This is a genomic window from Pseudoalteromonas sp. 5Ae-yellow (genome assembly GCF_014077565.1).
Classification (GTDB): Bacteria; Pseudomonadota; Gammaproteobacteria; order Enterobacterales; family Alteromonadaceae; genus Pseudoalteromonas.
The window spans coordinates 18,352-44,264 of sequence record NZ_JACGWD010000008.1 but is presented as its reverse complement, the minus strand read 5'-3'; the positions used below and the strand labels follow the sequence as shown (position 1 = coordinate 44,264).

Genomic DNA, 25,913 nt, shown 5'->3' with positions numbered 1-25,913 from the left:
TACAATTGTTATTGCAAAATACGAAACTAAGGAATGGTTATTTTTACTTATTCTCTCAAACATCAGCTTTATCGTTTGCTTATATTGCTAAGTATTCCGGGCACCGCTGTAATTATTTTTACTCTGCTGCTTGAACGCCACCACTCTATTGAGCAAAGTGAAAAAAAAGTAGAAAACATTGCTAAGCAATTAATTTTACAGCAAAAGCACTTAGTCGATGATATTGACCGTTTAGCGCGTTATTTGGCTAAAGAGGAAAGTAAGAAAGAAGATCTAGCTACGTCATGCCCTAATTATTTTAATCAATTTAGAGCTATTTATGCCCATGTTGCCAATATCGGGATTATAGATCCAAATGGCATTGTTATGTGTACAACAAGCGGATTAACCAAAACAATAAGTATTGCAGATCGTGCGTATTTTCAAAATGCCTTAAAAAGTAACCAATTGTCAGTAGGTTATTTTCAGCACGATAGAAACTTGCAAAAAAACACCCTTAGCTTTGCGTTACCTATCATTAATAAAAAAAATGTAATTCAGGGCGTTGTAGTTATCGTTGTTGCGCTTGACTGGTGGAACAATGCTTTTAATAATATTGAACTGCCACCTGGCTCTATTGCTGCAATCGCTGATTCTAATGGAAAAATTTTAGCGCGTTACCCACCAACAACTGCAGCCCTTGGCGATAATATTGCAAAGACTTTATTAGCAACTGATTCTTCGATTGATAATGAGGCATCAACAAAAATAAAATCTATTGAGGGTGAAGATCGAATGCTTCATCACTCTATTATTTATAAAGATCCGAGTAATAACAGCTTAAATATACATATTGCACTTCCTATTACGCATGCTTTAAAGCAAATAAATAATAATTTTTTTATAGCGATTGGTGTATTTATTTTATCACTGCTAGTGCTATGTTTAATTGCACGTAAGCTGCTTAAAACCAGCATTATCGACCCAATTAATAATCTAACAAATGCAACAAACGTGTTGGCTAAGGGCGAAATGCCGTCACAAAAAACACAGCCAAATAATCCAGAGCTAAATACTCTCTATCAGCGCTTTAAATCAATGGCGCAAACTAGGTTAACCGCCGAGGCTAATTTAAAAAACAAGCACGATGAGCTTACCAGCTTGCTTAATACTCTACCCGACAGTTACGTTAGAATTAACATCCATGGCGATATTCTCAACATAACGGGGCAATTTAAGCCTCAAGTAAACCCAAACAGCACTGCAGTACCTCATTTATCATCAATACTTTCTCACAACAATGTGCAGCTTTTGTTATCGCAGTTATCTAAGCTTGATGTTTCGAGTAATTTAGAATTTACACTCGAAAAATCAGATCCTAAACGCAGCTTTGAAGCGCGTATTAGTGCAATGCAAAGTAAAAATGAATACGTTGTTGTGCTAAGAGATATAACACAACGAAAAATAAATGAAGAAGCACTCCACCTTGCCTCGCTAGTGTATAACAACAGTAGTGAAGGCATGATAATCACCGATCCAGCGGGTATAATATTTGATGTAAACCCTGCGTTTTGCAAAACGACTTTATATAGTAAAGAAGAAGTTATTGGGCGCTCCTCTTCAATTCTTTCATCAGGAAAACATGATAAGAATTTTTACAATAAAATGTGGTCTGAATTACAGCAAACAGGCCGCTGGCAAGGCGAGGTTATTAACCGTAAAAAGAACGGGCAGCTTTACTCTGAGTGGCTCACAATCGATACGGTTTATGATACAAACAACGCACCTATTCGTCGAATCGCGATATTTACAGACCTTACTGAGAAAAAACAAGCCGATGAAACAATTTGGCGACAAGCTCACTATGATCACCTAACTGACTTACCAAATCGTTTAGAGTTAAAGGAGCGATTAAATCAACGATTTTCAAGCATTGTTACTCCCGACAATCAATTGGTTGTCATGCTTTTAGATATAGATCACTTTAAAGATATTAATGACACATTAGGCCATCACTATGGCGATAACTTATTAAAACTCGTATCGCAACGCATAGTTCAGTCGGCAAAAAATGCTGAGTTTGTGGCACGTATTGGTGGTGATGAGTTTGTTATTGTGTTTAATCGTATAAAAAGTACGCGTCATATTAATCAAATTGCCAGTAATATTTTGCTTAACCTATCGTCGGCTTTGCATCTTGAAAACGAAGAGTTATTTATTAGCGCCAGCATGGGCATAGCATGCGCCCCTAATGATGGTGAAAATACTGAACAGCTTTTAAAAGCAGCCGATCAGGCTATGTATAAAGCAAAAAGTAATGGTCGTAACTGTTTTGAGTTTTTCTCTGCTGACATGCGCGAATATGCACACGCGCGCATGGTGCTATTAAAAGACTTACGAAGTGCCATTGAACTTGAACAATTTGAATTGTTTTATCAGCCCATTGTTGCTTTGAATGATTTACATATTCATAAAGCTGAAGCACTTATTCGTTGGCAACATCCCGAAAAAGGCCTAATTAGCCCTGTCGCATTTATTTCACTTGCTGAAGAGACCAGGCAAATAAATGCAATTGGCCAATTTGTATTTGCTCAAACCTTGCAAACGCTTAACGATATAAAAACCCTAACCGATGATACTTTTCAAATAAGTGTAAACGTGTCGCCAGTGCAGTTATCCACGCCAGAGAGTGGTATAGATGAATGGTACGATATGCTAAAAGCTGCAAAATTACCTGCATCCTCAATTGTGGCGGAAATAACTGAAGGCCTAATGATTAACCCCGAAGCATTAACGCAACGTCGCTTAAAAGAAATAGTAAAATCAGGTATGCAGCTTGCCCTTGATGATTTTGGTACAGGATATTCGTCACTCGCTTACTTACAAGAAATGGATACCGATTATTTAAAAATAGATAAACGTTTTGTTGATAATATCCAAGTAGGCAGTCAAGAACTTGCACTGTGTGAAGCAATAATTGTTATGGCGCATCAACTGGGCTTAAAAGTAATCGCCGAAGGAATTGAAACTAAATTACAAATGCAGCTATTACTTGAAGCCGGATGTGATTACGGACAAGGTTATTTATTTTCAAGACCTTTAAATAAAAGCAGCTTTATGGCACTTCTATCTGATAAAAAAGTCGCTTTATTAAAATAAATAAACAAAAAATTACTGTTACGCAATAAATAATGCGTCTGCGCGGTCAAGTTAAGCAATCAGATATAAGTAGTAACAGGATTTAAAAATGGCAAAAGCAACATTAGAGCAATGGCGAATGTTTAAAGCGGTTGTGGATCACGGCGGATTTGCAGGCGCAAGTGCGGCTGTACATAAAAGTCAGTCAACCGTACACCATGCTGTTCAAAAACTTGAAGCCGCCTTGCAAATTAAGTTGCTTGAAGTAAAAGGTCGTAAAGCATTTTTAACCGATAGCGGTAAACTAATTTTACGCAGAGCTGAATTTTTAATTGAAGAAGCAACTAAAATAGAATCGGTAGCAAGTACACTAAGCGAAGGCGTAGAAAGCACATTAAAAATAGCTGTTGATGAAGTTTTTCCACACACCATTTTATACCAGGCACTTGCTAAAACGAGTGAACTTTACCCGCTTTTAAAGATTGATTTAGTAGAAAGCGTGCTAACCGGTGCAAACGAATTACTACATAACTCAGTGGTTGATTTAGCCATTTCATCAATTCCTATCTATGGAATTAGTTGCAGTACGTTATGCGATATAGAGTTTATAGCCGTTGCGCATAAAGACCATGTATTACACCAACAAACTGAACAACTCAACTTTCGCGATTTAAAGCTACACCGGCAAATAGTAGTTCGCGACTCAGCAACCCACACCAGTCACAATGATGGCTGGTTAGGTGCTGATATGCGCTGGACAGTCAGCCATTTACGCAACTCTATTGATATGGTTAATCAAAATTTGGGTTACGCTTGGCTGCCAAAAACACAAATAGCACATTTAATTGAAGATAAAACGCTCATCCCACTTAATTTAGACCAAGGTACAACCCGTACCCTTAATTTATATTTAATGTGCAACGACAACGACAGGCTTGGTCCTGCAGCACAAGAGTTTAAAGAGCAGCTTATAGCTCTCACTAACTTTAGCTAATAGCTATTCGTTTTTTACATCGAGGTGATCTGCCACATAGGCGCCTCGCTGCCCACGCTCTTTAGCTGGGCCTATAGTACTGTCTTTACCTGTTTGCTGCTCAGTAGCTGCATTAATAACAGCACCTAATGTGATTATATAAGCGCTGATATACAACCACATCAACATGATCACTACACCACCTAGTGAGCCGTAAGTTTCGTTGTAACTAGAAAAACGCGACACATAAAAAGAAAAACCTATAGATGCCAAAATCCAAAGTACAGTAGCAATAGACGAACCCATCGTGATCCAACGCCATTTGGCCGGTTTACGGTGTGGGGCATAACGATATAAAAGTACCAATGCAAAATTAAAGGTAAAAGCTAATAATGGCCAAGAGATGAGTTTAATTAATAAATCTATACTTTCTTTTAGCCCCACTAAATTAAGCACAATAGGTAAAATACCAATAATTAATAACGCAAAAATTGCGACAACAATCGCCCCTACCGAAAATAAAAAGCGTACTAATTGAGCTTTAAAAAATGAACGTTTATCATATTCACGATAACTAATATTACACGCAGTAATAAGTGCTTGGCTGCCCTTAGAACTACTCCAAATGGTAAGTATAAGCGTACCAATTGCACTTAAGCTCAAGCTGGCACTTGATGTTTTTGCAAGGCTAGAAACCTGAGATAAGATTAGTTCACTGGTACTTGGTGGGAGCAAAGTAACTATTTTACTTAAATGATCACTAATATCTGCAGGGGATGAAAAGTATGCATACACAGATACCATCGCCGCAATGGCCGGAAAAATAGCAAGTAACGCATAAAATGCCACACCCGCTGCCACTATAGATAAGTTATCTTCACTCATTTGCTTAAAAATGCGCTTAACAATATCCCACCAACCTATAAAAGGGATATGACCAGGCTGCTCAGCTTGCTGTCCTCGTTTAGCTTCTTTCATTCTAAACCTCAATATTTGTATTACATTACTACAGCAAAATGTTTGCCAAGTTAAATAAAGTATTTGGTACTAAACTTGCTGTTACCTAATATTAACGATTATAAAAACCAAACACGGACGATAAGCCATGCCTAGTAGCCAATCAAACATTATAGCTTTAAACAATACGCTTCCCAGCACACAAAGTTTTCAAGGCGATGTGTTTACGTGGCAGTTTTTTCATGAACAAGCTGTGCAATTACTTCATGCAACAGCGCAAATATTACCCACACTATTACTCGGTATAATACTTTTAGCATTAAGCTATTTAATTGCAGGGCCACTTTCTCGATTGCTTATAAAGCCTATTGACTACATGACTGACAGTAAACTAGTTCATCTAGTTGTTAGGCGCAGTATAAGCACTTTAATTATTTTATTTGGCGTGTACTTATTCCTGCGCTTAGCAGGGCTTACCGAGTTTGCTGTTGCCATTATGAGTGGAACGGGACTAATAGGACTTATATTAGGTTTTGCCTTTAGAGACATAGCTGAGAACTTTATCGCTAGTTTATTACTGAGCATACAAAGGCCTTTTAAAATCGACGATGTAATTGAAGTAGACAATCGTTTAGGTGTTGTTAAAAAAGTAACCGCAAGAGCAACCACACTTGTTGATTACGATGGCAATCATATTCAAATACCCAATGCGACGGTATATAAAAATACTATTAAAAACCTGACTGCCAATCCAAAAATGCGCGGAAAAGTAGAAATTGGTATTGGCTATGATAACGATATACGCAGCACACAAACCCTCGCCCTAGATATTGCCAATCAACAAAATGCGGTGCTTAGCGATCCACCCGCGCAAGTTTTAATAAAAAACTTAGGCTCATCTACTATTAACTTCGTTTTGTATTTTTGGGTTAATAGCGAGCAACACAGTCCATTAAAAGTAGCTTCCCAGCTTATGCGCGAATTAGTCAATGAATTCACAAAACAAAGCATCAGTATGCCTGATGACGCACGAGAGAGAATTATACTCACCGACCCTAATGAAAATGTTTCTAGTTTCGGGGAAGAACAACCATCGCAAATACAAAACGAAAAGAATGAAACAGTTGATCAAACTAAAACACTTGATGATGTAAGCAGTGATACCGACGAAATACGTGAACAAGCAGAGCAATCTCGCGATCCAGAACAAGGTAAAAATATTATTTAAAGATGCTGAAGTTGTATTAACTAAAATTTAGACACAAAAAAGCCCGCAGTATTAACTGCGGGCTTTTTATTGAATGAGTGAGTCAGCCTATAAGCCGGGTTTTGTCCTTTCCGAAGAAAGTGATAATCATTCGTCTAGGCCATAAATCGCTCTATGGCTCAAGCAACCTACCCGGTTCTCACGTGGGCCACGCGTTCATTATTTAAAATGATAGAACCCTATTTGGTCTTGCTCCGAGTGGAGTTTACCTTGCAACCGACTATTACTAGCGGCCCGGTGCGCTCTTACCGCACCCTTTCACCCTTACCAATCGAGATTGGCGGTCTCCTCTCTGCTGCACTTGTCGTGGGCTCACGCCCCCCAGCCGTTAGCTGGCACTCTGCCCTATGGAGCCCGGACTTTCCTCCCCCTGATCATTTTCGTCACAGGCAGCGATCATCTTGGCTGACTCGGCGCGCAGTATACATGAGGCTAATACTAAGCGCAGTAAAATTTACTCTTTTTCTTCAATAATTGTTTTATATAAAGCGTTTTTCTTCATACCAAAGTATTCGGCTACAACGCCACAGGCTTTTTTCATTGGCATTTCACTCTCAAGAAGTGCCAGCATTTTGCGCGCTTCTGGCGGAACATCGTCTATTTGCTTTGGTTTACCCGCAAGCATAAGCACTATTTCGCCGCGCTGCTTGGTAGGATCATCAGTTAAAAATTGTTTAAGCTCACTTACACTACCATTAAAAAATGTTTCAAAGGTTTTGGTTAGCTCTTTAGCAAACACGACTTGCTGCTCATCTCCAAGGGCTAGTGCTAAATCATCAAGGCTTGCCATAATACGGTGCGTACTTTCGTACATTATGCTGGTAATGCCTGAGTTAACAGCTTCGGTAAAAAAGTCTTGGCGAGCTTTGCTTTTAGCTGGCGTGAAACCAATAAACTGAAAGCGATCAGTTGGTAAGCCTGAACAACATACGGCTGTAATTGCAGCACATGCACCTGGAACAGGTGTAACATGAGCGCCTTGTTCGCGACATAGATTTACCACAGCGTAGCCTGGATCACTAATTAGCGGTGTACCAGCGTCAGATACTAAAGCAATATTTAAACCTTGATTAAGTTGATCAATAATTTGCTGTGCTTTTTGCTTTTCGTTGTGGTCGTGTAATGCAAACGTTTTTGCCTTAATTCCAAAGTGGCTAAGTAGCTTGCCGGTATGGCGAGTGTCTTCAGCAGCTATTAAGTCAACTTGCGATAATGTCGCAATGGCACGGTGACTTAAGTCGTCATAATTGCCAATTGGGGTGGCAACAATGTAAAGAGTGCCAATTTTCTGTGAATTCTCCTCATTTAACATTGAGGTCTCCTGCGTCAGTCAGTAATATAAGCAAATCGCGTTAACGTATTGGGAAATCATTGTGCGACTTAAACTAGTTAGTCTATTAATTATATTGTCAGGGTTATCGGCGTGTAGCACAACCGAAAAACCAACTAAAAACAGCGATAACGTAAGTAACCGCACTAATGCACTGCAAAATCAGGCAACCAGTGCGCAATCTATCTACCAATTGGCGCAAAACCGCCAAGGTGCCGATAAAATACAGTTATTGTATAGCGCCCGCGATGCTGCAATTAGTGAGCAAAACTGGCCTTTGTTAGAGAAAATCGGTAATGAGCTTGAATTAACCGCAAGTGTTGATCAAATCCAAAACCGTCTTTATATTGCATTTGCACAAAAACAACAGAATAAGAATGATCAAGCTTTGGTGATTTTGCAATCGCTAGACGGACAACTTACTCAACCCGAGCATTTTGCATGGCATCAGTTTTTAACGGCCAGTATTTATGCATCGCAAAATTTTCCAAAAAAAGCTGCCCCCTATTTCTTTAGAGCCTCTGAAACAGCCACAAAAAACAATATAGAAATCCCTCAGCTCAATCAAAATTTGTGGGATAACTTAAAACAGCTCTCTTCATATGCGCTTGAACGTTTTAACCGTGGTTCGGTTATCCAGCAAGGCTGGGTAAACCTTGGTCTATACTATCAAGTATATGCAAGTAGCGGCGTGGAGCTAGACCAAGCAATTAATAATTGGCGCAGACGCTATATTGGGCATCCGGCTTTTTCTGTATTACCTGAACAGGATGAAATGCTTACTGAGCTCGCCCCTATCAATATAGAGCGTTTAGTTGTGTTGTTTCCACAATCAGGCCCTAACGAACGCTTAGGTGATGCCCTTAAAGCCGGTGTGTTAGCTGCACTTGATACGCGAACTATCAACGACACTATTTTTATTGATGAAAACCTAAGCACTGAGGAAATCGCAGCGCAACTTGAAGAAATAAAGCCTGATTTTGTAATTGGTCCTCTACTTAAAGCAAATATTGATAAACTAGCCAATGCACAAACTCTTATTGATACTCCGGTACTGCATTTAAACACCTTTGATGGTGAGCGCATTTCGCTTCAGCATTATTACTTTGCATTGAACCCTGAGCACGAAATACAACAAGCTCTGGAACACTTTTTAACTAAGGGCTATCAAAAGCCTATGCTGCTTGCGCCAAATAATGCAAATGGCCAACGTTTAGTTGATTATTTTAACCTACAGTGGCAACGCTACAGCGAAACCAAGCCACAAATAGGTTTTTATAACGATAAAAAAGATATGCCGAACACAATTACCAGCTTATTAGAAGTTGATAAGTCAAAAGATCGCATACAAACAGTTAAAGCATTATTTAGGCAAGAAGTAGAAAACGAAACGCGTTCACGCAGTGATATAGACGTTATTTATATTTTGGGTGATGCAATAGAAACTCGCTTAATTAAACCTTACCTTGATGTAAACGTCAGTACATTTGCTGATCGTATCCCACTTTATGCAAGCTCTAAAAGTCATAGTAAGCAAATTGACAGTACAGACAAAGGCGACTTAGACGGCCTATACTTCACTGAATTACCGTGGATGCTTGATTCACAAATTAAACAACATAATTTACGCCAGCAGTACAACTCTCTATGGCCTGAGCAAATTGATATTAGCCAACGCTTATTTGCAATGGCGTACGATGCAGTATCAATATTACATGACATTAGACAGTTAAGCGTAATGCCAGGCAACCAATATAGTGGTTTAAGCGGTAAGCTATCTGTTAATACCAGCGGCCATATAGAACGTATGCTCGACTGGGCTCAATATACAAACCGTCGCATTAAGCCTGTGCAATTAGAAACACAACGCCCGGTACCATTGTTTATGCAATCAGCGGGTGATATACAAACTATAAATTAAACTTTATTAAGTTAAGGGGGCGGCATGTCGTGGTTTAAAGAGCTGTGGCACAATAGTCGCGAAAAAGGCCAGTATTATGAGCTTGAAGCGCAAAAATACTTAGTTACTCAGGGCTTAACACCCATTGAACGTAATTATTACTGCCCCTTTGGCGAGCTTGATGTCATTATGAAAGAAGGCGACACCCTTGTATTCATTGAGGTCAAGTTTCGCAAAAATAATGCCCGTGGCGGTGCCAACTATGCACTTAGCCCACAAAAACAAGCTCGATTAAAACGTAGTATTTATCATTACTTAGCAGCTAAAAATTTAACTAACCAAGCACTAAGAATTGATTATGTAGCCATTACAGGAGAAGCATCTCCTAATATTAATTGGCTTAAAAATGTATTTTAAACGCAAATACAAAGATAAATTATTGGTAGGCTATGCAAGACACAATTAAAGAAATTTTTACAGAAAGCATTCAAGTTCAAATCGCTGCTGGTGAAGTGCTACCTAGTGCGCTTGAGTCAGCTGCATTTACTATTGCACAAAGTCTGATCAACGGAAATAAACTCATTTGCTGCGGTACTGCTAATTGCCACATGCTCGCCCAGCACATGGCGGGTGTATTGGTTAATCACTATGAAACCGAGCGTCCTTGTTTGCCGGCAATTGCTCTATCGCAAGAAAACGTTAACCTTGGACAAAGTACTCAGGTAGACGATCACGATACATTTGCTCGTCAAGTCCGCGCTTTTGCCCAGCAAGGTGATTTATTGCTTGTACTGGCTATTAACGGTAACGAAAAACATGTTATTTCTGCCGTTGAAGCTGCACTAACTAAAGATATGAAGGTCATAGTTATGGTTGGTGATGATGGTGGCGAGTTGGTTGGCCTACTTGGCCCTAACGATGTTGAAATTAGATCCCCATCTAAACGCCCTAGCCGCATTATCGAATCCCATTTAGTTAACTTACATTGTTTAAGCGAACTTGTTGATTTAACGCTTTTCCCTCAGGATGAAAATTATGTTTAAACGCTCTCTTATTGTTTTAGGTACTGTTGTATTACTACAAGGCTGCGCAGCTGCTGTTGTTGCAGGTACAGCCAGTGCAGTAACTGCAGCGAACGATCGCCGTACCATTGGCTCTCAAATTGACGATAACAATATTGAAATAAAAGCGAGTATTGCACTTAGCGAAGTAGAACGCCTTGAAAAGTTTGCCAATATAAGCGCTGTAAGCGTTAACGGTATTGTTTTACTTGTAGGCCAAGTATCTAATGAAGAAATGAGAAACGAAGCACAGCGTACCATTGAGGGCGTTTCAGGTATTCGTAAGATACATAACCAAATTCGTATTGGTTCAAATATTGGCATTACTACACAAACTCACGACTCTTGGCTTACTTCTAAAGTAAAAGGCCAGCTACTCACCGCAAAAGACATTAGCAGTAATAATATTAAAGTGGTTACAGAAAACGCTGAAGTATTTTTAATGGGTTTAGTGTCTGACTCTGAATCTACCCAGGCGGTAAATATAGCCCGTAATGTATCAGGCGTAGAGCGTGTAATTAAAGTGTTTGAATATATGTAAAGTTAAACACAGACATAAAAAAACCGCTTATTAAGCGGTTTTTTTTGCATTTACTTATTATTTAATAACGCGTAAATGAGAGCCTTTTTTCTTCTGTGGCTTTTCTGGTGGTGTTTCATCAATAAATTCAGCTGATGAATCAACACTTTCAAGCTCAGGCACAAAATCGTCTTCGTCCTCTAAAAACTCATCTGTAGTAAAGACTGTTCCTTCGCCATTTTCACGCGCGTATATTGCAAGCACAGCACCTAGAGGCACATACACTTGCATTGGCTGACCACCAAAGCGCGCATTGAAGCTAAGTTGAGTTAAGTCTAACGAAAACTGTGTGACCGCTGATGGACTTATGTTTAAAACAATTTGTCCGTCTTGAACAAACTGTGTTGGCACTTGTACATTTGCAAACCCAGCGTCTACCACTAAATGCGGTGTACACTCGTTATCGACTATCCAATCAAAAAAAGCACGTAATAAATAAGGACGATTAGGCGTCATTATAAACGGATCTCACGCTCAGCTTCAGTTAAAGAGGCTTGGAATGACTCACGTTCAAATAAACGGATCATATACTCTTTAAGCTCTTTAGAACCTGCACCATTCAGCTCAATACCAAACTCTGGTAAACGCCATAATAGTGGAGCTAAATAACAATCTACTAAGCTAAACTCTTCACTCATAAAGTAAGGTGCTTCGCTAAAAATAGGTGCTACAGCAAGTAATGCTTCTGTTAGCTCTTTACGAGCTTGAGCAGCATCTGACGTGTTGTTACTGATTTTGTCAGCTAGGCTGTACCAATCAGTATCAATACGATGCATCATTAAGCGGCTACGACCACGCATTACCGGGTAAACAGGCATTAGTGGAGGATGAGGAAAACGCTCATCAAGGTATTCCATGATGATGTTTGCCTGGTATAAACCAAGCTCACGGTCAATCAGTGTTGGCACTGTGCCGTAAGGGTTAATTTCGTGAAGTGCTTCTGGCAAGTTATCTTTTTCAGCCAAATGAATATCTACACTTACACCTTTTTCCGCAAGTACAATACGTACTTGGTGGCTATACATACAGTTAGCACCAGAAAAAAGGGTCATTACAGGGCGCTTATTGGCAGCTACGGCCATGCCTATACCTCCATTAAATAACTAAAACAGCAAAAGGGGCTTAAGCCCCTATTGCAAAATTACCTTTAAAAATGTTCAACTTAATGAACATCTCTCCAGTATTCTTTCTTAAGCATAAATGCCAAGATAAATAGAATTATTAAGAATCCTATTACCTTAATACCTAGCGCTTCCGATTCAAGACGTGAAGGTTCACCCACGTACTCAAGGAAGTTTGTTAAATCACGAGCCGCTTGGTCGTATTCATCTACGCTTAATTCACCCGTACCATCAGTTTCAGTAGCAATAACTTTGGTCACAGTGTGGCCATGTTCTTCTACTTCTTTAGTGATAGGCGTTGGTAAACCTTGTAGTTCTTGAAGAACATGAGGCATACCTACCGATGGAAAAACAATATTGTTAACTCCAAACGGGCGAGATTCATCTTTATAAAACGATTTTAGGTACGTGTAAATATAATCTGGTGATTTTACACGTGCAATAAGAGTTAAATCCGGCGGAGCCGCACCAAACCATTTTGCTGCATCATCTTTTGTAATTGCGTTTGTGATATGGCTACCGACTTTAGAGCCGTCAAAAATTAACTGCTCTAAACCAACTTCTGTTGGGATACCGATATCACGAAAAGTACGCTCATAACGTTGATACTGCATTTGGTGACAACCAAGACAGTAGTTCATGAACAACTTTGCACCGCGTTGTAAAGATGGTTGATCAGTAAGGTCGTTATTCGCTTCCATTAAAGGAACCGACGGACCTGCTGCCATAACCATGTTAGGCAACAAGTTTACTGATAAAGCAAATAAACCAATAATAAGCTTCTTCATCATTTCGTTAACCTCTCTGGCAATGGCTTAGTTTTTTCGTTCTTACTGTATACAAACAACAGTACGAAGAACATAAAGTAAGTCACAGTACAGATTTGAGAAATAATCGTTTTCATATCAGTTTGTGGAGTTGCACCAACCCAACCAAGAAGAACGAAAGTTACAACAAAGCCTGCAATGTTCCATTTATGGAAACTACAACGGTAACGAACCGATTTAACTCTACCACGGTCAATCCAAGGTAGTAATGCAAGTACTACAATCGATGCACCCATCGCCGCAACACCGATTAGCTTATCAGGGATTGCACGTAAGATTGCATAGAATGGCGTAAAGTACCAAACCGGGAAAATATGCTCAGGTGTCTTAAGTGGGTTAGCTGCCTCGAAGTTTGGACCTTCTAAAAAGAAGCCATTCATCGCCGGCATAAAGAACACAACCCAACAAAACAGTATTAAGAAACCAACCACACCCACAATATCTTTAACTGTGTAGTAAGGGTGGAACGGTATCGCATCAACAATGTCTTTTTTGTTAGTGTAATACTCATGGAATTTAAATTTAGGCTTATCTTCTTCAGCTACTGAGCCTTTCTTACGTTTAATCTCAATACCTTCAGGGTTATTTGAACCCACTTCGTGTAGAGCAACAATGTGTAAGAAAACTAAGATTACAATAACCAGTGGTAGTGCAATTACATGTAATGCAAAGAAGCGATTAAGCGTTGCACCTGATATTACGTAGTCACCACGGATCCAAAGTGTTAAGTCATCACCAATAACCGGAATAGCACCGAATAATGAAATGATTACTTGTGCGCCCCAGAACGACATTTGGCCCCATGGTAATAAGTATCCCATGAATGCTTCAGCCATTAGCGCTAAGAAAATGAACATACCAAATAACCACAGTAATTCACGCGGTTTTTGGTAAGAACCGTAGATCATGCCACGGAACATATGCATATATACAACGATGAAAAACGCTGATGCACCTGTTGAGTGCAAGTAACGTAGTAACCAGCCATATTCTACATCACGCATGATGTACTCTACCGAGGCAAAAGCACCTTCAGCAGACGGAACAAAGTTCATCGTCAACCAAATACCTGTTAGGATTTGGTTTACTAGTACTAACATGGCTAGTGAGCCAAAAAAGTACCAGAAGTTAAAGTTTTTAGGTGCTGGATACTGTGCAATGTGCATGTTCCAAACACGTGTCATTGGGATTCGGTCGTCTATCCAACCAATAATCTTACCAAACATTAGGCTACCCCTCTTTCTTCGCCCACTAAAATAGTGGTGTCATCTAGAAAAGTATAAGGTGGTATTTCTAAGTTTAATGGTGCAGGTACCGATTGAAATACTCGACCAGCCATATCAAATTTAGAACCGTGGCACGGGCAGTAGAAACCGTCATCAGTCCCTTCTACTTTCTCACCAAAATTACCTTGTAAAAAGCCTGGTGAACATCCTAAATGCGTACAAATACCTACAGCCAAAAATATTTCTGGACGTAATGAACGGTAATCATTTGTTGATGATTCTAATTGTTGTGGCTCTTGCGATTGCGGATCACGAAGTTGACCTTCATGTTCTTTCATCTGCTCAAGCATTTTTGGGGTACGTGATACAACCCATACAGGTTTACCACGCCACTCGACACGTATTAATTGTCCAGGCTCAAGTTTGCTGATATCTACTTCTACAGGCGCACCCGCAGATTTAGCTCGCTCACTTGGATTCCAAGACGCAATAAAAGGAACAGCAGCCCCAGCCGCACCAACACCACCTACAACAGAGGTAGCTATGGTTAAAAAGCGACGTCGGCCATTGTCTACAGGCGCATTGCTCATCCACTTATCTCCACTATGATTCTCAACACTTGCTATATTGAGAACATCAGTTACAGCAGGTTAATTATTCGAAATTTTTAAAATAGAAGCGATCATAATTAAAACCCTTGATTAAAACAAGGTTATTCAAAGCCCCATGCTCGAATAAACCTAACTTGATCAAAAATTTGATTAAGCTAGCTCGAGAATAAAGCCGAACGACTATAATAACGCTTCTGTAAAAACAATATACTGACCGAGATCAACACCACTAAGAGGAAACAGTAAAAACTGTACATAGTGTCGTTAAACTCACTCATTTTACTTCCACGCCAATTGTAGCAAAAAATTCCACCAATTAACTGATGGATTTAAACTAATTACGATAATTATTTAACTTTTTTGCAGCTATCTGAGTGTTTTTTAACTTTCGTTCGATTAATACGCAGTTATTAATAAATTTGATCATCATTAATTACAGCAATACCAAGTATGGCGACCGCTATAAACAAATTTAAATTAAGTAGCAAATGTAAACTTTTTGATTTGAAAACAAAAAACCCAGCATAAGCTGGGTTTTTGAATTCTTGATAACGTATAGATTAACGTTTTGAGAACTGTGGACGCTTACGCGCTTTCTTAAGACCCACTTTCTTACGTTCAACTTTACGTGCATCACGTGTAACAAAACCTGCTTTACGAAGTTGTGGGCGTAGTGACTCGTCAAACTCCATAAGTGCACGAGTGATACCGTGACGGATAGCACCAGCTTGACCAGTTGTACCACCACCAGAAACGGTGATGTAAAGGTCAAATTTTTCAGTCATATCAACTAGCTCAAGAGCTTGATGAACAACCATGCGTGCTGTTTCGCGACCAAAATACTCTTCTAGAGAGCGTTTGTTGATTACGATGTTACCAGTGCCTGGGCGTAAGAATACGCGAGCACTTGAACTTTTACGACGACCTGTACCGTAGTATTGATTTGCCATGATGGTGCTCCTTAAATGTCTAGAACCTGAGGCTGTTGTGCAGCATGGTTATGCTCAGTACCTGCGTAAACTTTAAGTTTACGGTACATAGCGCGGCCTAAAGGACCACGTGGCAACATGCCTTTTACAGCTTTCTCGATGATCATTTCAGGCTTTGCAGCTTGAAGTTTATCAAAAGTAGTAGACTTAAGGCCACCTGGAAAACCAGAGTGAGCGTAGTACACTTTATCTTTGAATTTGTTACCAGTTACAGTAACTTTTTCAGCGTTGATAACGATGATGTAATCACCAGTATCTACGTGAGGAGTGTATTCAGCTTTATGCTTACCGCGTAGGCGGTGAGCGATTTCAGTAGCGATGCGACCTAAAGTTTTACCTTCAGCGTCAACTACGTACCAGTCACGTTTTACTGTTTCTGGTTTAGCAACAAACGTTTTCATTTATAAAAATCCAATGTTTTTCAATTAAAACCACAAGTAGTTAATATTAACTACTGCTCTAAGTTTGCTATAACCCCTTCGAGTTTTAGACTTTTGCGCCGCTCACAAGTGGCTAGACTATATGAGGACATAGAACGCAACGTGGCAGACGCGGGAGTATACCAGCACTTAAAACACATTGCTACTCGCCGGTTGTTTTTTCCACAAGAAATTTCAGAAATAAGAAGTACTATATATGTACCTCTTTTTTATAGTTGCCCTATTACACATTTACTTACTTATTTAAACTAAATGCTCTCTAGCTAAATATTCTAAGGATTGCATTTCTTGTAAACGACTAATACAACGCTTAAATTCAAAGTTTAAATTACCTTGGGTATAAAGTTCGGTAATAGGTTTTTCAGCCGATATAATTAAAGTTACATGGCGCTCATAAAATTCATCCACTAAAGCAATAAAGCGTCTAGCAGCATCATCATTAGTTTGCCCTAGCTGTTTTACGTTAGAAATAATCACCGTATTGTATAAGCGGCTAATCTCCATGTAATCGACCTGGCTACGTGCTGTTTCGCACAATTCACTAAACTCAAACATCACAACGCATTTAGCTACTTTACGCGTTTTGATTTTTCGCCCTTCTATCTCTATCGGCTCATCTAATTGCCCTGGCTCTGGCGATAACTTATCGAAGTACTCAAATAGGTTCTTATCCGCATCTTCATCTAACGGACTATGAAAAATTTCAGCTTGCTCTAAAGTACGTAATCGGTAATCAATACCTGAATCTACATTAACTATCTCGGTATTTTTTTTAACAAGCTCAATTGCTGGCATAAAACGCGCTCGCTGTAAGCCATTTCTGTAAAGTTCATCAGGCACTATATTAGAGGTTGCTACAAGTACTATGCCCCGTGCAAATAGCGCTTCCATTAAGCCACCTAATAGCATGGCATCAGTAATGTCTTGTACAAAAAACTCATCAAAGCAAATAATGTCTGTTTCTGCTTTAAAAGTGTCAGCAATTTTTTCTAATGGATTAGCCGTATTATTTAGCTTTTTAAGCTCGTTATGCACTCGGTGCATAAATCGATGAAAGTGCACACGCATTTTACGTGTGCCCGGTAATGATTCGTAAAAAGTGTCAACTAAATAAGTTTTACCACGCCCTACTCCCCCCCAAAAGTACAAACCTTTTACAGGCGCAGGTTCTTCTTTACTAAATAGCTTAGCAAAAAAGCCTTTTTGTTTTGGCTTTATCTGAGTTAGGTCATCGTATAGACGTTGTAAATGGCGCACAGCATTTTCTTGTGCTGCGTCGTGTACAAAGTCATCTCGCTTTAAGTCTTGTTGGTATGTTTGCCAAGGAGTCATATCTATTTACAGTTAAAACACAGTTTAATTTGCAAAGCATATTAACACGCATCATAACTCGGGGTATATTACACTTAGTATGATTTATAATTGAATCGGCATTCGTTAGTTATTTTCCCAAAGGGGTAGTTTTTATGGGCACAGTTATGTGGGTAGGTTTGATTGTTATTGTTGCTGTTGTAGCATTTTTTATTGGTGCATTTGTAACTAAAAAACAGTTCAAACAAGATGAACTAAAAGAGCAAGCGGAACAAGCACAAAGTGCGCTTGAGCAGTATCGCCAAGATGTCGCTGATCATTTAGCGAATACTGGTAAGCTCGTAAATAAAATGAAAGAAAACTATGATCAACTGCTTAGTCACGTTGAAGAAACAAACCAGCTTCTTCTAGAAGATAGAAATAAAGCACCAGCTGAACCATTCTTTTCAAAAGAAACTACAGAACAACTGCAGGCTTCATTAAAAGAGCGTCAATGCGATCGTTCTACAGCGGCAGCACAACCAGCTGATTATGTATCAGGTGAATCAGGTTTATTTGCTGGTCAAAATAAAGTTTCAGAACATTCTAAAGCATCTTGATGAACTTTTTTTTGACCCCATAGTCTTTAGATATAACAGCTTTGTTGTTTTATCTTAATAAACCGAAAAGGGCTGCTGTAAAGTAGCCCTTTTTGTTTTGCTTTATCTTAAGTGGAGTTACCCCTGACTATGAAAATGAAATTATCACTTATCAGCGCAGCTATTCTATCTACAAGCTTATTAATGAGCCCTGTAGCATCTTATGCAAAAATGCCAATTGCAGTAAATGGTCAACAACTACCAACTCTTGCCCCCATGCTAGAGAAAATATCTCCAGGTGTTGTAAGTATCCAAGTTTCAGGCTCAAAAGAAGTACGCCGCCGTGCAGATCCGCTTGAATACTTTTTTGGACAGCAACAGCCTCGCAGTCAAAAGCGTCAATTTAGTGGGTTAGGCTCTGGGGTAATTATTGATGCTGATGAGGGTTATGTAGTCACTAATAATCACGTAATCCAAGATGCCGAAAAAATGGTAGTAACCCTCGAAGATGGCCGTGAATTTGAAGCAACTAAAATTGGTACTGATACAGAATCAGACATCGCTCTTTTACAAATAGACGCTGATGACTTAACTGAAATAAAACTCGCAAATTCAGATAGTTTACGAGTGGGCGACTTTGCCGTCGCTATTGGTAACCCATTTGGACTTAGCCACACAGTTACATCTGGTATTGTTAGCGCTCTTGGCCGTAGTGGTTTAAATATTGAGGGCTACGAAGATTTCATTCAAACCGATGCTGCTATCAACCAAGGCAACTCTGGTGGTGCACTAGTTAACTTAAACGGTGAATTGATTGGTATTAACACTGCTATTTTAGGTGCTTCTGGCGGTAACGTGGGTATTGGTTTTGCCATTCCATCAAACATGATGAAAAACTTAGTTGATCAAATTGTTGAACACGGTGAAGTACGCCGAGGGTCGCTGGGTATCTCTGGCCGCCCACTTGATGCAGGCCTTGCTAAGGCGCAGCAACTTGACGTTAAACAAGGTGCTTATGTAATGCAAGTAATGGACGACACTGCCGCAAGTAAAGCAGGTATAAAAGCAGGTGACGTAATTGTTAGCATTAATGGCGGTGATATTAGTGGTTTCCATGAACTACGCAGCAAAATTGCTACGCTAGGTGAAGGCCGCGAAATAAAACTTGGTATTTACCGCGATGGTAAAATTAAAACGGTAAAAGTAACTCTTGATGGTGCATCAGGTGTTACAGCGACTGGCGAAGAGCTGCATCCTGCGTTCCAAGGCGCGACACTTGAAAACGTGCAAAAAAATAGTAATAAAGGTGTTGAGGTTACGTCTGTAGACCCTCGCTCACCTTCTGCCCGTGTTGGCCTTGAAGAAGGTGATATTATTATGCAAGTGAATCGCCAACGAGTAGAGACTATTCGTGATATGAATAAGATTATCGAAAACACTAAAGGTAATATCGTACTTGGCGTACAACGTGGTCGTGAGTCTATATTTATTTTAATTCAGTAATAAATAGCACTATTAATGTAATAAAAATAACAGTGGCACTTGCCGCTGTTATTTTTTTTATGTCATCATAAAGAGATTGCTCACTTACATAATAAGAAAACTGTGCTGAAATTAATAAAATTTATTCTCCCCCCTTTATTTGCAGGTCTAAGTATTGCTTTTTTAGTGGTTTTTTTCAGCCCTAATATGCGAGCCGCCTTACTCCCTAATGTTCCCCTTCCAAGCGCGATGAGTGCGAGTCACCTGAGTTTTTCTGATGCAGTTAAACGAGCAGCTCCTTCTGTAGTTACTATTTTTTCAGAAAGCATTTCCAAAGAACCTCGTTATAAAAGAAAAAACACGGTACAAGAGCTAGGCTCTGGCGTCATTATGTCGCAAGACGGTTATATTCTTACTAACTACCATGTTGTGAATAATGCAGACCAAATTATGGTTATCTTAACCGATGGCCGACGTTTTTTTGATGTGCAACTAATTGGTTTTGATACCATTACTGATTTAGCCTTACTTAAAATCAATGCAGATCACCTCCCGGTGATTCCCGTAAACGATAGCTATGTATCAAATGTAGGCGATGTTGTACTTGCTATAGGCAACCCGCTTAACTTAGGGCAAACAATCACTCAAGGCATTATTAGTGCAACGGGTAAGCAAAAAATTACAGATAGCCCTTACAATAACTTATTGCAAATGGATGCAGCTATTAACGTGGGCAACTCCGGCGGCGCATTAGTTAACTCCAATGGTGATTTAGTCGGCATTACTTCTGCACAATTTAAAACGCGTGAGAACTTGAATATTCAAGGAATATTTTTTGCGGTTCCTTACTCACTTGCTAAAAAAGTGATGGGTAAACTCATTCGTCACGGTCGCGTTGTACGCGGCTATTTAGGCTTTGAAGGCACAGCAGTAGATAGTACAGGTAAAGAAGTAAACGACAGCCTAACGCCGGTTACCGGCATGCGCATTACTAATTTAGACCCTTTGGGGCCAGCATGGCAAGCGGGTATTGAAGAGCAAGATATCGTCATTAAAATTGCAGGGCTTTCGGTAGCAAACCCACAAAAAGTGCTTGAAAAAATAGGTAATACGGAGCCCGGTAAAGAAATAGAATTTGAGCTATACAGAGATGGGAAAATAGAAAAAATCATGGTGGTGGTAGCTGAGCTTGAAACAAAGCTTTAATAAATAGTAATACCAATCTTCAATAAAAAAGTCGGATAGCAATTTGCGTATCCGACCTTTTTAAAATAGCTTAACTAGTTATCTACTTAGCTACTTCTACGTTTAATGTTTGCACCCAACGCACTTAGTTTATCTTCAATGCGCTGATAACCTCTATCAACGTGATAAATACGGTCAACAACCGTTTCACCCTGTGCCACTATACCCGTTAAGATTAAGCTAGCTGAAGCGCGTAAATCGGTTGCCATCACTTGCGCGCCCGTTAAGCTTTCAGTCTCACCACAAATTGCGGTATGCCCTTCTAAACGAATATTAGCGCCCATACGCTGCAACTCTGGTACATGCATAAAACGGTTTTCAAAAATCGTTTCTGTGATCGTTGCACTACCATTTGCTACTACATTTAATGCTGTAAACTGAGCTTGCATATCCGTAGGAAAACCTGGGTGTGGAGCTGTTTTAATATTCACGGCTTTAAGTTCTCGGCCGCGCATATCAAGATAAATACTATCGTTATGTACTTCTAGGTGTGCATTCGTAGCACGTAGCTTTTCAATCACAGGCTCAAGAGAATGAAAGTCTGTATTTTTACAAAGTACTTCACCGCCAGCCATTGCTGCTGCGACTAAAAACGTCCCAGTTTCAATTCGGTCAGGTAAAATACTGTGTTCACAGCCAGCTAAACGCTCAACGCCCTCAACTTCAATGCGGCTAGTACCTGCACCTGTGATTTTAGCGCCCATAGCAATTAGGCAGTTAGCTAAATCAATTATTTCAGGCTCGCGTGCCGCATTATCAAGTATGGTTTTACCATCAGCGAGGGCCGCTGCCATTAATAGGTTTTCGGTAGCGCCTACGCTTACCATTTCCATAAAAATTTCAGCGCCTTTTAAGCGACCATTTACCTTGGCATTAATATAACCATTTTCAACGTTTATTTGTGCGCCCATGCGCTCCAAACCTTGAATATGAATATCAACTGGGCGAGCGCCAATAGCGCACCCACCAGGTAAAGAGACTTGAGCTTCACCAAAACGTGCAACTAGAGGGCCTAATGCAAGCACAGAGGCGCGCATTTGCTTTACTAAGTCGTAAGGCGCTAATGTTTTATTAACCGTTGCACCGTCAATTACTAGCGTATCGCCCTGCCAATTAACATCTGCACCTAAAGTTTTTAATAAAGCTTCAGTGGTCACTATGTCGCGAAGACGCGGTACATTAGTAAATATACTTTTACCATCAGCTAATAGTGAAGCAAATAAAATAGGAAGTGCGGCATTTTTAGCGCCCGAAATAGTCACTTCACCAGCAAGTGAAGTGCCACCTTGAATTACAAATTGATCCATTAGGAGGCCCTAGTTATTGCGGTAAAATGAATTTTTGTTCACGCTTCCACTCTACAGCAGTAAATGCACGAATAGATACTGCGTGAATTGTCCCATCTGAAATTGTATTCATTAATGGACCATAAACTAGCTGCTGCTTTTTAACTCGGCTTAAACCGTCAAAGCATTCGCCTACCGCAACAACTTCATAATGACTACCATTGGCTTTTACATGTACTTCAGCTAATTGAAGTTCTTCGCGTAATAATGTTTCGACTTGGCTAGTTTCCATAACTCTCACTCAAATAGGGTTGTAACCTGACCCAATTGCATTAAATTTTGCAATTGCTCAGGTAGGTTTTGCAATTCAAGGCGAATGCCTTGCTGCTTTAATTCTGCAAAAGAGTGAATTAACCAAGCTAAGCCTGCTGTGTCAACCCTTGATACTCCACTTAGGTCGAAATAGATGATTTTATGCTTAGTTAATAACTTATTGTTCAGAAGCTGTTCATCGCCAATTGAATTTCGAGTAAGCTCACCGCTTACTCCAAAATGTTGTCCATCAACTTGGCTTATTGCCAATTTAGTCATTCGAGTTACTGCCTCTAAACTGAACTGGTAGCTGACTCTTTTGCTCTAAAAGGTTACTTACATTATCAATACCTTGCTGGCGCAAAATACCTTGCAGCTCACTTTGTTTTGCGTCTAGTAAACTAATACCTTCGGCAATCATATCGTACGCGCGCCATTCACCGTCACGGTCTTCGCGTACTTTAAAATCGATTCTGATATCAGGTTTACCGTCTTCAATAATTTTAGTCTTAATAACAACAACGTCTTTGCCTTTAAACGCTTGCTCTGCACCAAACTCAACTTTCTGGTTTGTGTATTGAGTAAATACACCTGCATAAGTAGCAACTAAGTACTCTCTAAATACACCAATAAAGCGTTGAATTTCTTTAATTGCTTTGGCCTTTTCAGCTTCGTCGGTAATTGCACGAACTTTAGATACTTCACTGCCAAGTACACGAAGTGCTGCATATTTATAGTCGATATAAGGCATTAATTCTTCTTCGACTATTACGCGAAGGTATTCCTGATCTTTAACAATTAATGGCTGATCTTTTTTAATGCGCGCAAATGTATTATCGGCAACTTGGCGTACCATTTTATTAGGATCGATTAATTTCACATCTGCTGCACTTACGCTTTGAGTTAGCGTCATTGTGCCAATTGCTACAATAGCTAAAAACTTTTTCAACATAATAATTACTCACTACCTTGGTTGAATAAAAACTGCCCGATTAATTCTTCAAGTACAATGGCAGACTTAGTATCAGTGATTGAATCGCCATCACCTAGTGCTTTACTTTCCACACCAAATAAATCGTCAATTGCTTCATCTTGCTTGTTTTCTGTCACTGTTTCGCCTAAACAACGTTGCTTAGCAGAATCTGGAGAAATTACAGGGTGAATACCTAAGTACTGCTCACCTAAAATACCCGACGTTAAAATAGAGATTGAGCTTGTGTCTGAAAAACGACATAAGTACTGTGCGTCAATGGTCATATTAACGACTGGTAAAAATTCTTGTGGGTGAACATAAATTGATTCAACACGACCAATTACAACACCACCTACTTTTACCGGCGCACGCGCTTTTAACGAGCCGATGTTTTCAAACTTGGCATTAAGCGTATATGTTTCGCCAGAGCCACTAATACCTGAATTGGCAACTTTAAGTGCAAGCATCGCAAAAGCTAAAATGCCAAGTGCTACAAAAAAACCAACTAAAATTTCTAATTTCCGTGAATTCATTATCTATACCCTATTAGCTGGTAAACATTACCGCTGTCAAAATAAAGTCAAAACCTAAAACTGCTAATGACGAATGAACAACCGTTTCGGTGGTTGCTTTGCTGATCCCTTCTGAGGTCGGCACACAGTCATATCCTTTATAAAGCGCAATCCAGGTCACCACTATGGCAAATACAAAGCTTTTAATAATACCGTTTAGTATGTCTTGCTGAAACGACACTTGCGATTGCATGATTGACCAAAAACTACCTGTATCAACCCCCAGCCAATCTACCCCCACTAAATGAGCGCCTATAATTGCTACAGCTGAAAATATCAATGCAAGCAATGGCATGCTTATAAAACCCGCCCAAAAGCGCGGTGCAATAATACGTTTTAGCGGATCGATTGCCATCATCTCAAGTGATGAAAGTTGCTCTGTTGCTTTCATTAAGCCAATTTCAGCTGTCAAAGCGCTACCTGCGCGTCCTGCAAATAATAATGCAGTAACAACCGGGCCTAGTTCTCGCAATAAGCTCAGTGCCACTAACGGCCCTAAACTATCTTCAGCACCATAACCAACCAATACGGTGTAACCTTGTAGAGCCAACACCATGCCGATAAACAAACCTGACACCATAATAATGAGTAACGATTGCGAACCAACCATATAAAGCTGGCGAACAAGTAAAGGTGTGCCTTTTTTAAAATTAGGAACATGCGCTAATGCACTAAACAGCATATAAGCAGAACGACCAAGGGCCGCAAAACGTCCTAGCGTTTTATGCCCTAGCTTTTGAAATAAATCCAACATTATGCTTTTTCTCCAAGTAGTTCGTCTGCATAAGCCTGAGCCGGAAAATGAAATGGTACTGGACCATCCGACAAGCCTTTTAAAAACTGTTGAACTAAAGGAGATTCATGATTACGCATTTCATCTGGAGTACCAGAACCAATTACCCCTTGGTCGGCGATAATTATAACGTGTTCGGCAATACTCATTACCTCTGTTACATCGTGCGTCACGATTAAAGACGATAAACCTAATACTTCGTTGAGCGACTTAATTAGCTTAACCAATACGCCCATCGAAATAGGATCTTGCCCTGCAAATGGTTCATCGTACATGATTAGCTCTGGATCAAGTGCTATAGCGCGTGCAAGCGCAGCACGCCTTGCCATACCGCCGGATAACTCAGAGGGCATTAAATCTTTAGCGCCACGTAGCCCAACCGCTTGCAATTTCATTAATACAACTAATCGGATAAGGTCTTCACTTAGCTTTGTGTGCTCTCTTATAGGAAACGCAATATTGTCAAATACCGACATATCAGTAAACAGCGCACCACTTTGAAAAAGCATGCTCATTTTAGTACGTGCTTCGTATAACTCTTTACGAGACATTTTAGGAATGCTGCCACCTTCAAATAAAATATCACCTGAATCTGGTTTAAGCTGACCACCAATTAAACGCAACATAGTGGTTTTGCCAATTCCGCTTGGCCCCATGATCGCAGTAATTTTACCTTTAGGAACGCTAAAACTCATATTTTTATATATAGTTCTATTGCCTCTCGAAAAGCTAACATCCTTGACTTCTACTATTGATTGCGACAAGTCGCTCTCCATAAAAATGTTCACTAGTGCACCTATTTTAAAGCTTTTTTGTCAAAGATGGAAAAAACAATTCGTAAGATTTTGTAATACACCCATAAAAAGGATTATAAGACTCGCTCAAAACAGCTTAACCCCGGCTTAAATTTTTAAATTAGCTGTTTAAAAGCAGCATTGTTACGTAGTTGACCTTACTCTTTT

Annotated in this window: 27 protein-coding genes and 1 other RNA gene; 10 read left to right on the top strand and 18 right to left on the bottom strand. The window is 39.7% G+C overall.

Features of this window, described 5'->3' with window-relative positions; all coding sequences use genetic code 11:
* The first annotated feature begins 33 nt into the window (after window positions 1-33).
* Together H4J63_RS03950 and H4J63_RS03945 are read left to right on the top strand one after the other, a co-directional pair.
* A complete protein-coding gene (locus H4J63_RS03950; protein ID WP_182194667.1) occupies window positions 34-3,138 on the top strand; it encodes an EAL domain-containing protein in 3,105 nt (1,034 codons plus the stop codon).
* Between the two features lie 88 nt (window positions 3,139-3,226).
* Window positions 3,227-4,111: a LysR family transcriptional regulator gene (locus H4J63_RS03945; RefSeq protein WP_024603535.1), complete on the top strand. Its 885-nt coding sequence runs from the start codon at window positions 3,227-3,229 to the stop codon at window positions 4,109-4,111.
* A gap of 3 nt (window positions 4,112-4,114) precedes the next feature.
* Here H4J63_RS03945 and H4J63_RS03940 read toward each other — a convergent pair whose 3' ends face one another.
* The gene (locus tag H4J63_RS03940; RefSeq protein ID WP_024595416.1) at window positions 4,115-5,068 is read right to left on the bottom strand and encodes a YihY/virulence factor BrkB family protein; all 954 of its coding nucleotides are present in this window, start codon (window positions 5,066-5,068) and stop codon (window positions 4,115-4,117) included.
* Between the two features lie 127 nt (window positions 5,069-5,195).
* On the opposite strand from H4J63_RS03940, the gene H4J63_RS03935 reads away from it, so the two are divergent.
* Window positions 5,196-6,275, top strand: a complete 1,080-nt coding sequence (locus H4J63_RS03935) for a mechanosensitive ion channel family protein (RefSeq protein ID WP_182194664.1) — start codon at window positions 5,196-5,198, stop codon at window positions 6,273-6,275.
* 74 nt (window positions 6,276-6,349) lie between these two features.
* Here H4J63_RS03935 and rnpB read toward each other — a convergent pair.
* Both rnpB and rsmI read right to left on the bottom strand, forming a co-directional pair.
* Window positions 6,350-6,727: RNase P RNA component class A (gene rnpB, locus H4J63_RS03930), an RNA gene on the bottom strand.
* Between the two features lie 41 nt (window positions 6,728-6,768).
* Window positions 6,769-7,626, bottom strand: a complete 858-nt coding sequence (gene rsmI / locus H4J63_RS03925; RefSeq protein ID WP_024595588.1) for a 16S rRNA (cytidine(1402)-2'-O)-methyltransferase — start codon at window positions 7,624-7,626, stop codon at window positions 6,769-6,771.
* 61 nt (window positions 7,627-7,687) lie between these two features.
* Here rsmI and H4J63_RS03920 point away from each other — a divergent pair, with 61 nt between their 5' ends.
* The 4 genes from H4J63_RS03920 to dolP are packed head-to-tail and all read left to right on the top strand — an operon-like array spanning window position 7,688 to window position 11,146.
* Complete coding sequence (locus H4J63_RS03920; RefSeq protein ID WP_182194662.1) at window positions 7,688-9,565, top strand: penicillin-binding protein activator; 1,878 nt, start codon at window positions 7,688-7,690, stop codon at window positions 9,563-9,565.
* A 24-nt stretch (window positions 9,566-9,589) separates the two neighbouring features.
* Window positions 9,590-9,961, top strand: a complete 372-nt coding sequence (locus H4J63_RS03915) for a YraN family protein (RefSeq protein WP_002957970.1) — start codon at window positions 9,590-9,592, stop codon at window positions 9,959-9,961.
* 32 nt (window positions 9,962-9,993) lie between these two features.
* Window positions 9,994-10,587, top strand: coding sequence for an SIS domain-containing protein (locus H4J63_RS03910; RefSeq protein ID WP_002957968.1), 594 nt, complete (start codon window positions 9,994-9,996; stop codon window positions 10,585-10,587).
* Complete coding sequence (gene dolP / locus H4J63_RS03905) at window positions 10,580-11,146, top strand: division/outer membrane stress-associated lipid-binding lipoprotein (RefSeq protein WP_024606345.1); 567 nt, start codon at window positions 10,580-10,582, stop codon at window positions 11,144-11,146. Before H4J63_RS03910 ends, dolP begins: the two co-directional genes overlap by 8 nt.
* A gap of 57 nt (window positions 11,147-11,203) precedes the next feature.
* Here dolP and H4J63_RS03900 read toward each other — a convergent pair whose 3' ends face one another.
* From H4J63_RS03900 to zapE, 8 genes are all read right to left on the bottom strand, one after another.
* Window positions 11,204-11,641, bottom strand: a complete 438-nt coding sequence (locus tag H4J63_RS03900; protein ID WP_024606346.1) for a ClpXP protease specificity-enhancing factor — start codon at window positions 11,639-11,641, stop codon at window positions 11,204-11,206.
* On the bottom strand, window positions 11,641-12,267 hold the full coding sequence (gene sspA / locus H4J63_RS03895) for a stringent starvation protein SspA (RefSeq protein WP_002957965.1): 627 nt from the start codon (window positions 12,265-12,267) through the stop codon (window positions 11,641-11,643). The genes H4J63_RS03900 and sspA overlap by 1 nt, the downstream gene beginning before the upstream one ends.
* 80 nt (window positions 12,268-12,347) lie before the next feature.
* Window positions 12,348-13,097 carry a cytochrome c1 gene (locus H4J63_RS03890; RefSeq protein ID WP_002957964.1) on the bottom strand — a complete coding sequence of 250 codons (750 nt, stop codon included), beginning with the start codon at window positions 13,095-13,097 and terminating at the stop codon, window positions 12,348-12,350.
* Window positions 13,094-14,359, bottom strand: coding sequence for a cytochrome b N-terminal domain-containing protein (locus H4J63_RS03885; RefSeq protein WP_182194659.1), 1,266 nt, complete (start codon window positions 14,357-14,359; stop codon window positions 13,094-13,096). The genes H4J63_RS03890 and H4J63_RS03885 overlap by 4 nt, the downstream gene beginning before the upstream one ends.
* Window positions 14,359-14,949 carry a ubiquinol-cytochrome c reductase iron-sulfur subunit gene (petA, locus tag H4J63_RS03880; protein WP_002957962.1) on the bottom strand — a complete coding sequence of 197 codons (591 nt, stop codon included), beginning with the start codon at window positions 14,947-14,949 and terminating at the stop codon, window positions 14,359-14,361. Before petA ends, H4J63_RS03885 begins: the two co-directional genes overlap by 1 nt.
* Window positions 14,950-15,530: 581 nt before the next feature.
* Window positions 15,531-15,923: a 30S ribosomal protein S9 gene (gene rpsI / locus H4J63_RS03875; RefSeq protein ID WP_024595789.1), complete on the bottom strand. Its 393-nt coding sequence runs from the start codon at window positions 15,921-15,923 to the stop codon at window positions 15,531-15,533.
* Between the two features lie 8 nt (window positions 15,924-15,931).
* Complete coding sequence (gene rplM, locus H4J63_RS03870) at window positions 15,932-16,360, bottom strand: 50S ribosomal protein L13 (RefSeq protein ID WP_002957960.1); 429 nt, start codon at window positions 16,358-16,360, stop codon at window positions 15,932-15,934.
* A gap of 282 nt (window positions 16,361-16,642) precedes the next feature.
* Complete coding sequence (zapE, locus tag H4J63_RS03865; protein ID WP_182194656.1) at window positions 16,643-17,731, bottom strand: cell division protein ZapE; 1,089 nt, start codon at window positions 17,729-17,731, stop codon at window positions 16,643-16,645.
* 134 nt (window positions 17,732-17,865) lie between these two features.
* Between zapE and H4J63_RS03860 the strand changes: the two genes are divergently transcribed.
* The 3 genes from H4J63_RS03860 (at window position 17,866) to H4J63_RS03850 (ending at window position 20,976) form a co-directional block, all read left to right on the top strand.
* The gene (locus tag H4J63_RS03860) at window positions 17,866-18,309 is read left to right on the top strand and encodes a YhcB family protein (protein WP_182194653.1); all 444 of its coding nucleotides are present in this window, start codon (window positions 17,866-17,868) and stop codon (window positions 18,307-18,309) included.
* Window positions 18,310-18,438: 129 nt separating this feature from the next.
* Window positions 18,439-19,791 (top strand): Do family serine endopeptidase, encoded by a 1,353-nt coding sequence (locus H4J63_RS03855; RefSeq protein ID WP_024606350.1) that lies wholly within the window; start codon window positions 18,439-18,441, stop codon window positions 19,789-19,791.
* 102 nt (window positions 19,792-19,893) lie between these two features.
* Window positions 19,894-20,976, top strand: a complete 1,083-nt coding sequence (locus H4J63_RS03850; protein ID WP_024595792.1) for a trypsin-like peptidase domain-containing protein — start codon at window positions 19,894-19,896, stop codon at window positions 20,974-20,976.
* A gap of 86 nt (window positions 20,977-21,062) precedes the next feature.
* On the opposite strand, the gene murA is transcribed toward H4J63_RS03850, so the two are convergent.
* Genes murA through H4J63_RS03815 form a run of 7 tightly spaced genes read right to left on the bottom strand, consistent with a single transcriptional unit; the run spans window position 21,063 to window position 25,727 of the window.
* Window positions 21,063-22,322 carry a UDP-N-acetylglucosamine 1-carboxyvinyltransferase gene (gene murA / locus H4J63_RS03845; RefSeq protein ID WP_002957954.1) on the bottom strand — a complete coding sequence of 420 codons (1,260 nt, stop codon included), beginning with the start codon at window positions 22,320-22,322 and terminating at the stop codon, window positions 21,063-21,065.
* A gap of 13 nt (window positions 22,323-22,335) precedes the next feature.
* A complete protein-coding gene (locus H4J63_RS03840; RefSeq protein WP_182194651.1) occupies window positions 22,336-22,593 on the bottom strand; it encodes a BolA family protein in 258 nt (85 codons plus the stop codon).
* Between the two features lie 5 nt (window positions 22,594-22,598).
* The gene (locus H4J63_RS03835; RefSeq protein ID WP_002957952.1) at window positions 22,599-22,892 is read right to left on the bottom strand and encodes a lipid asymmetry maintenance protein MlaB; all 294 of its coding nucleotides are present in this window, start codon (window positions 22,890-22,892) and stop codon (window positions 22,599-22,601) included.
* Complete coding sequence (locus tag H4J63_RS03830) at window positions 22,885-23,565, bottom strand: phospholipid-binding protein MlaC (RefSeq protein ID WP_165743096.1); 681 nt, start codon at window positions 23,563-23,565, stop codon at window positions 22,885-22,887. The genes H4J63_RS03835 and H4J63_RS03830 overlap by 8 nt, the downstream gene beginning before the upstream one ends.
* A gap of 5 nt (window positions 23,566-23,570) precedes the next feature.
* Window positions 23,571-24,119, bottom strand: a complete 549-nt coding sequence (gene mlaD / locus H4J63_RS03825) for an outer membrane lipid asymmetry maintenance protein MlaD (RefSeq protein WP_002957950.1) — start codon at window positions 24,117-24,119, stop codon at window positions 23,571-23,573.
* Window positions 24,120-24,132: 13 nt separating this feature from the next.
* Window positions 24,133-24,912 carry a lipid asymmetry maintenance ABC transporter permease subunit MlaE gene (mlaE, locus tag H4J63_RS03820; RefSeq protein ID WP_002957949.1) on the bottom strand — a complete coding sequence of 260 codons (780 nt, stop codon included), beginning with the start codon at window positions 24,910-24,912 and terminating at the stop codon, window positions 24,133-24,135.
* Window positions 24,912-25,727, bottom strand: a complete 816-nt coding sequence (locus H4J63_RS03815; protein ID WP_080945050.1) for an ATP-binding cassette domain-containing protein — start codon at window positions 25,725-25,727, stop codon at window positions 24,912-24,914. Before H4J63_RS03815 ends, mlaE begins: the two co-directional genes overlap by 1 nt.
* Between the last annotated feature and the right edge of the window lie 186 nt (window positions 25,728-25,913).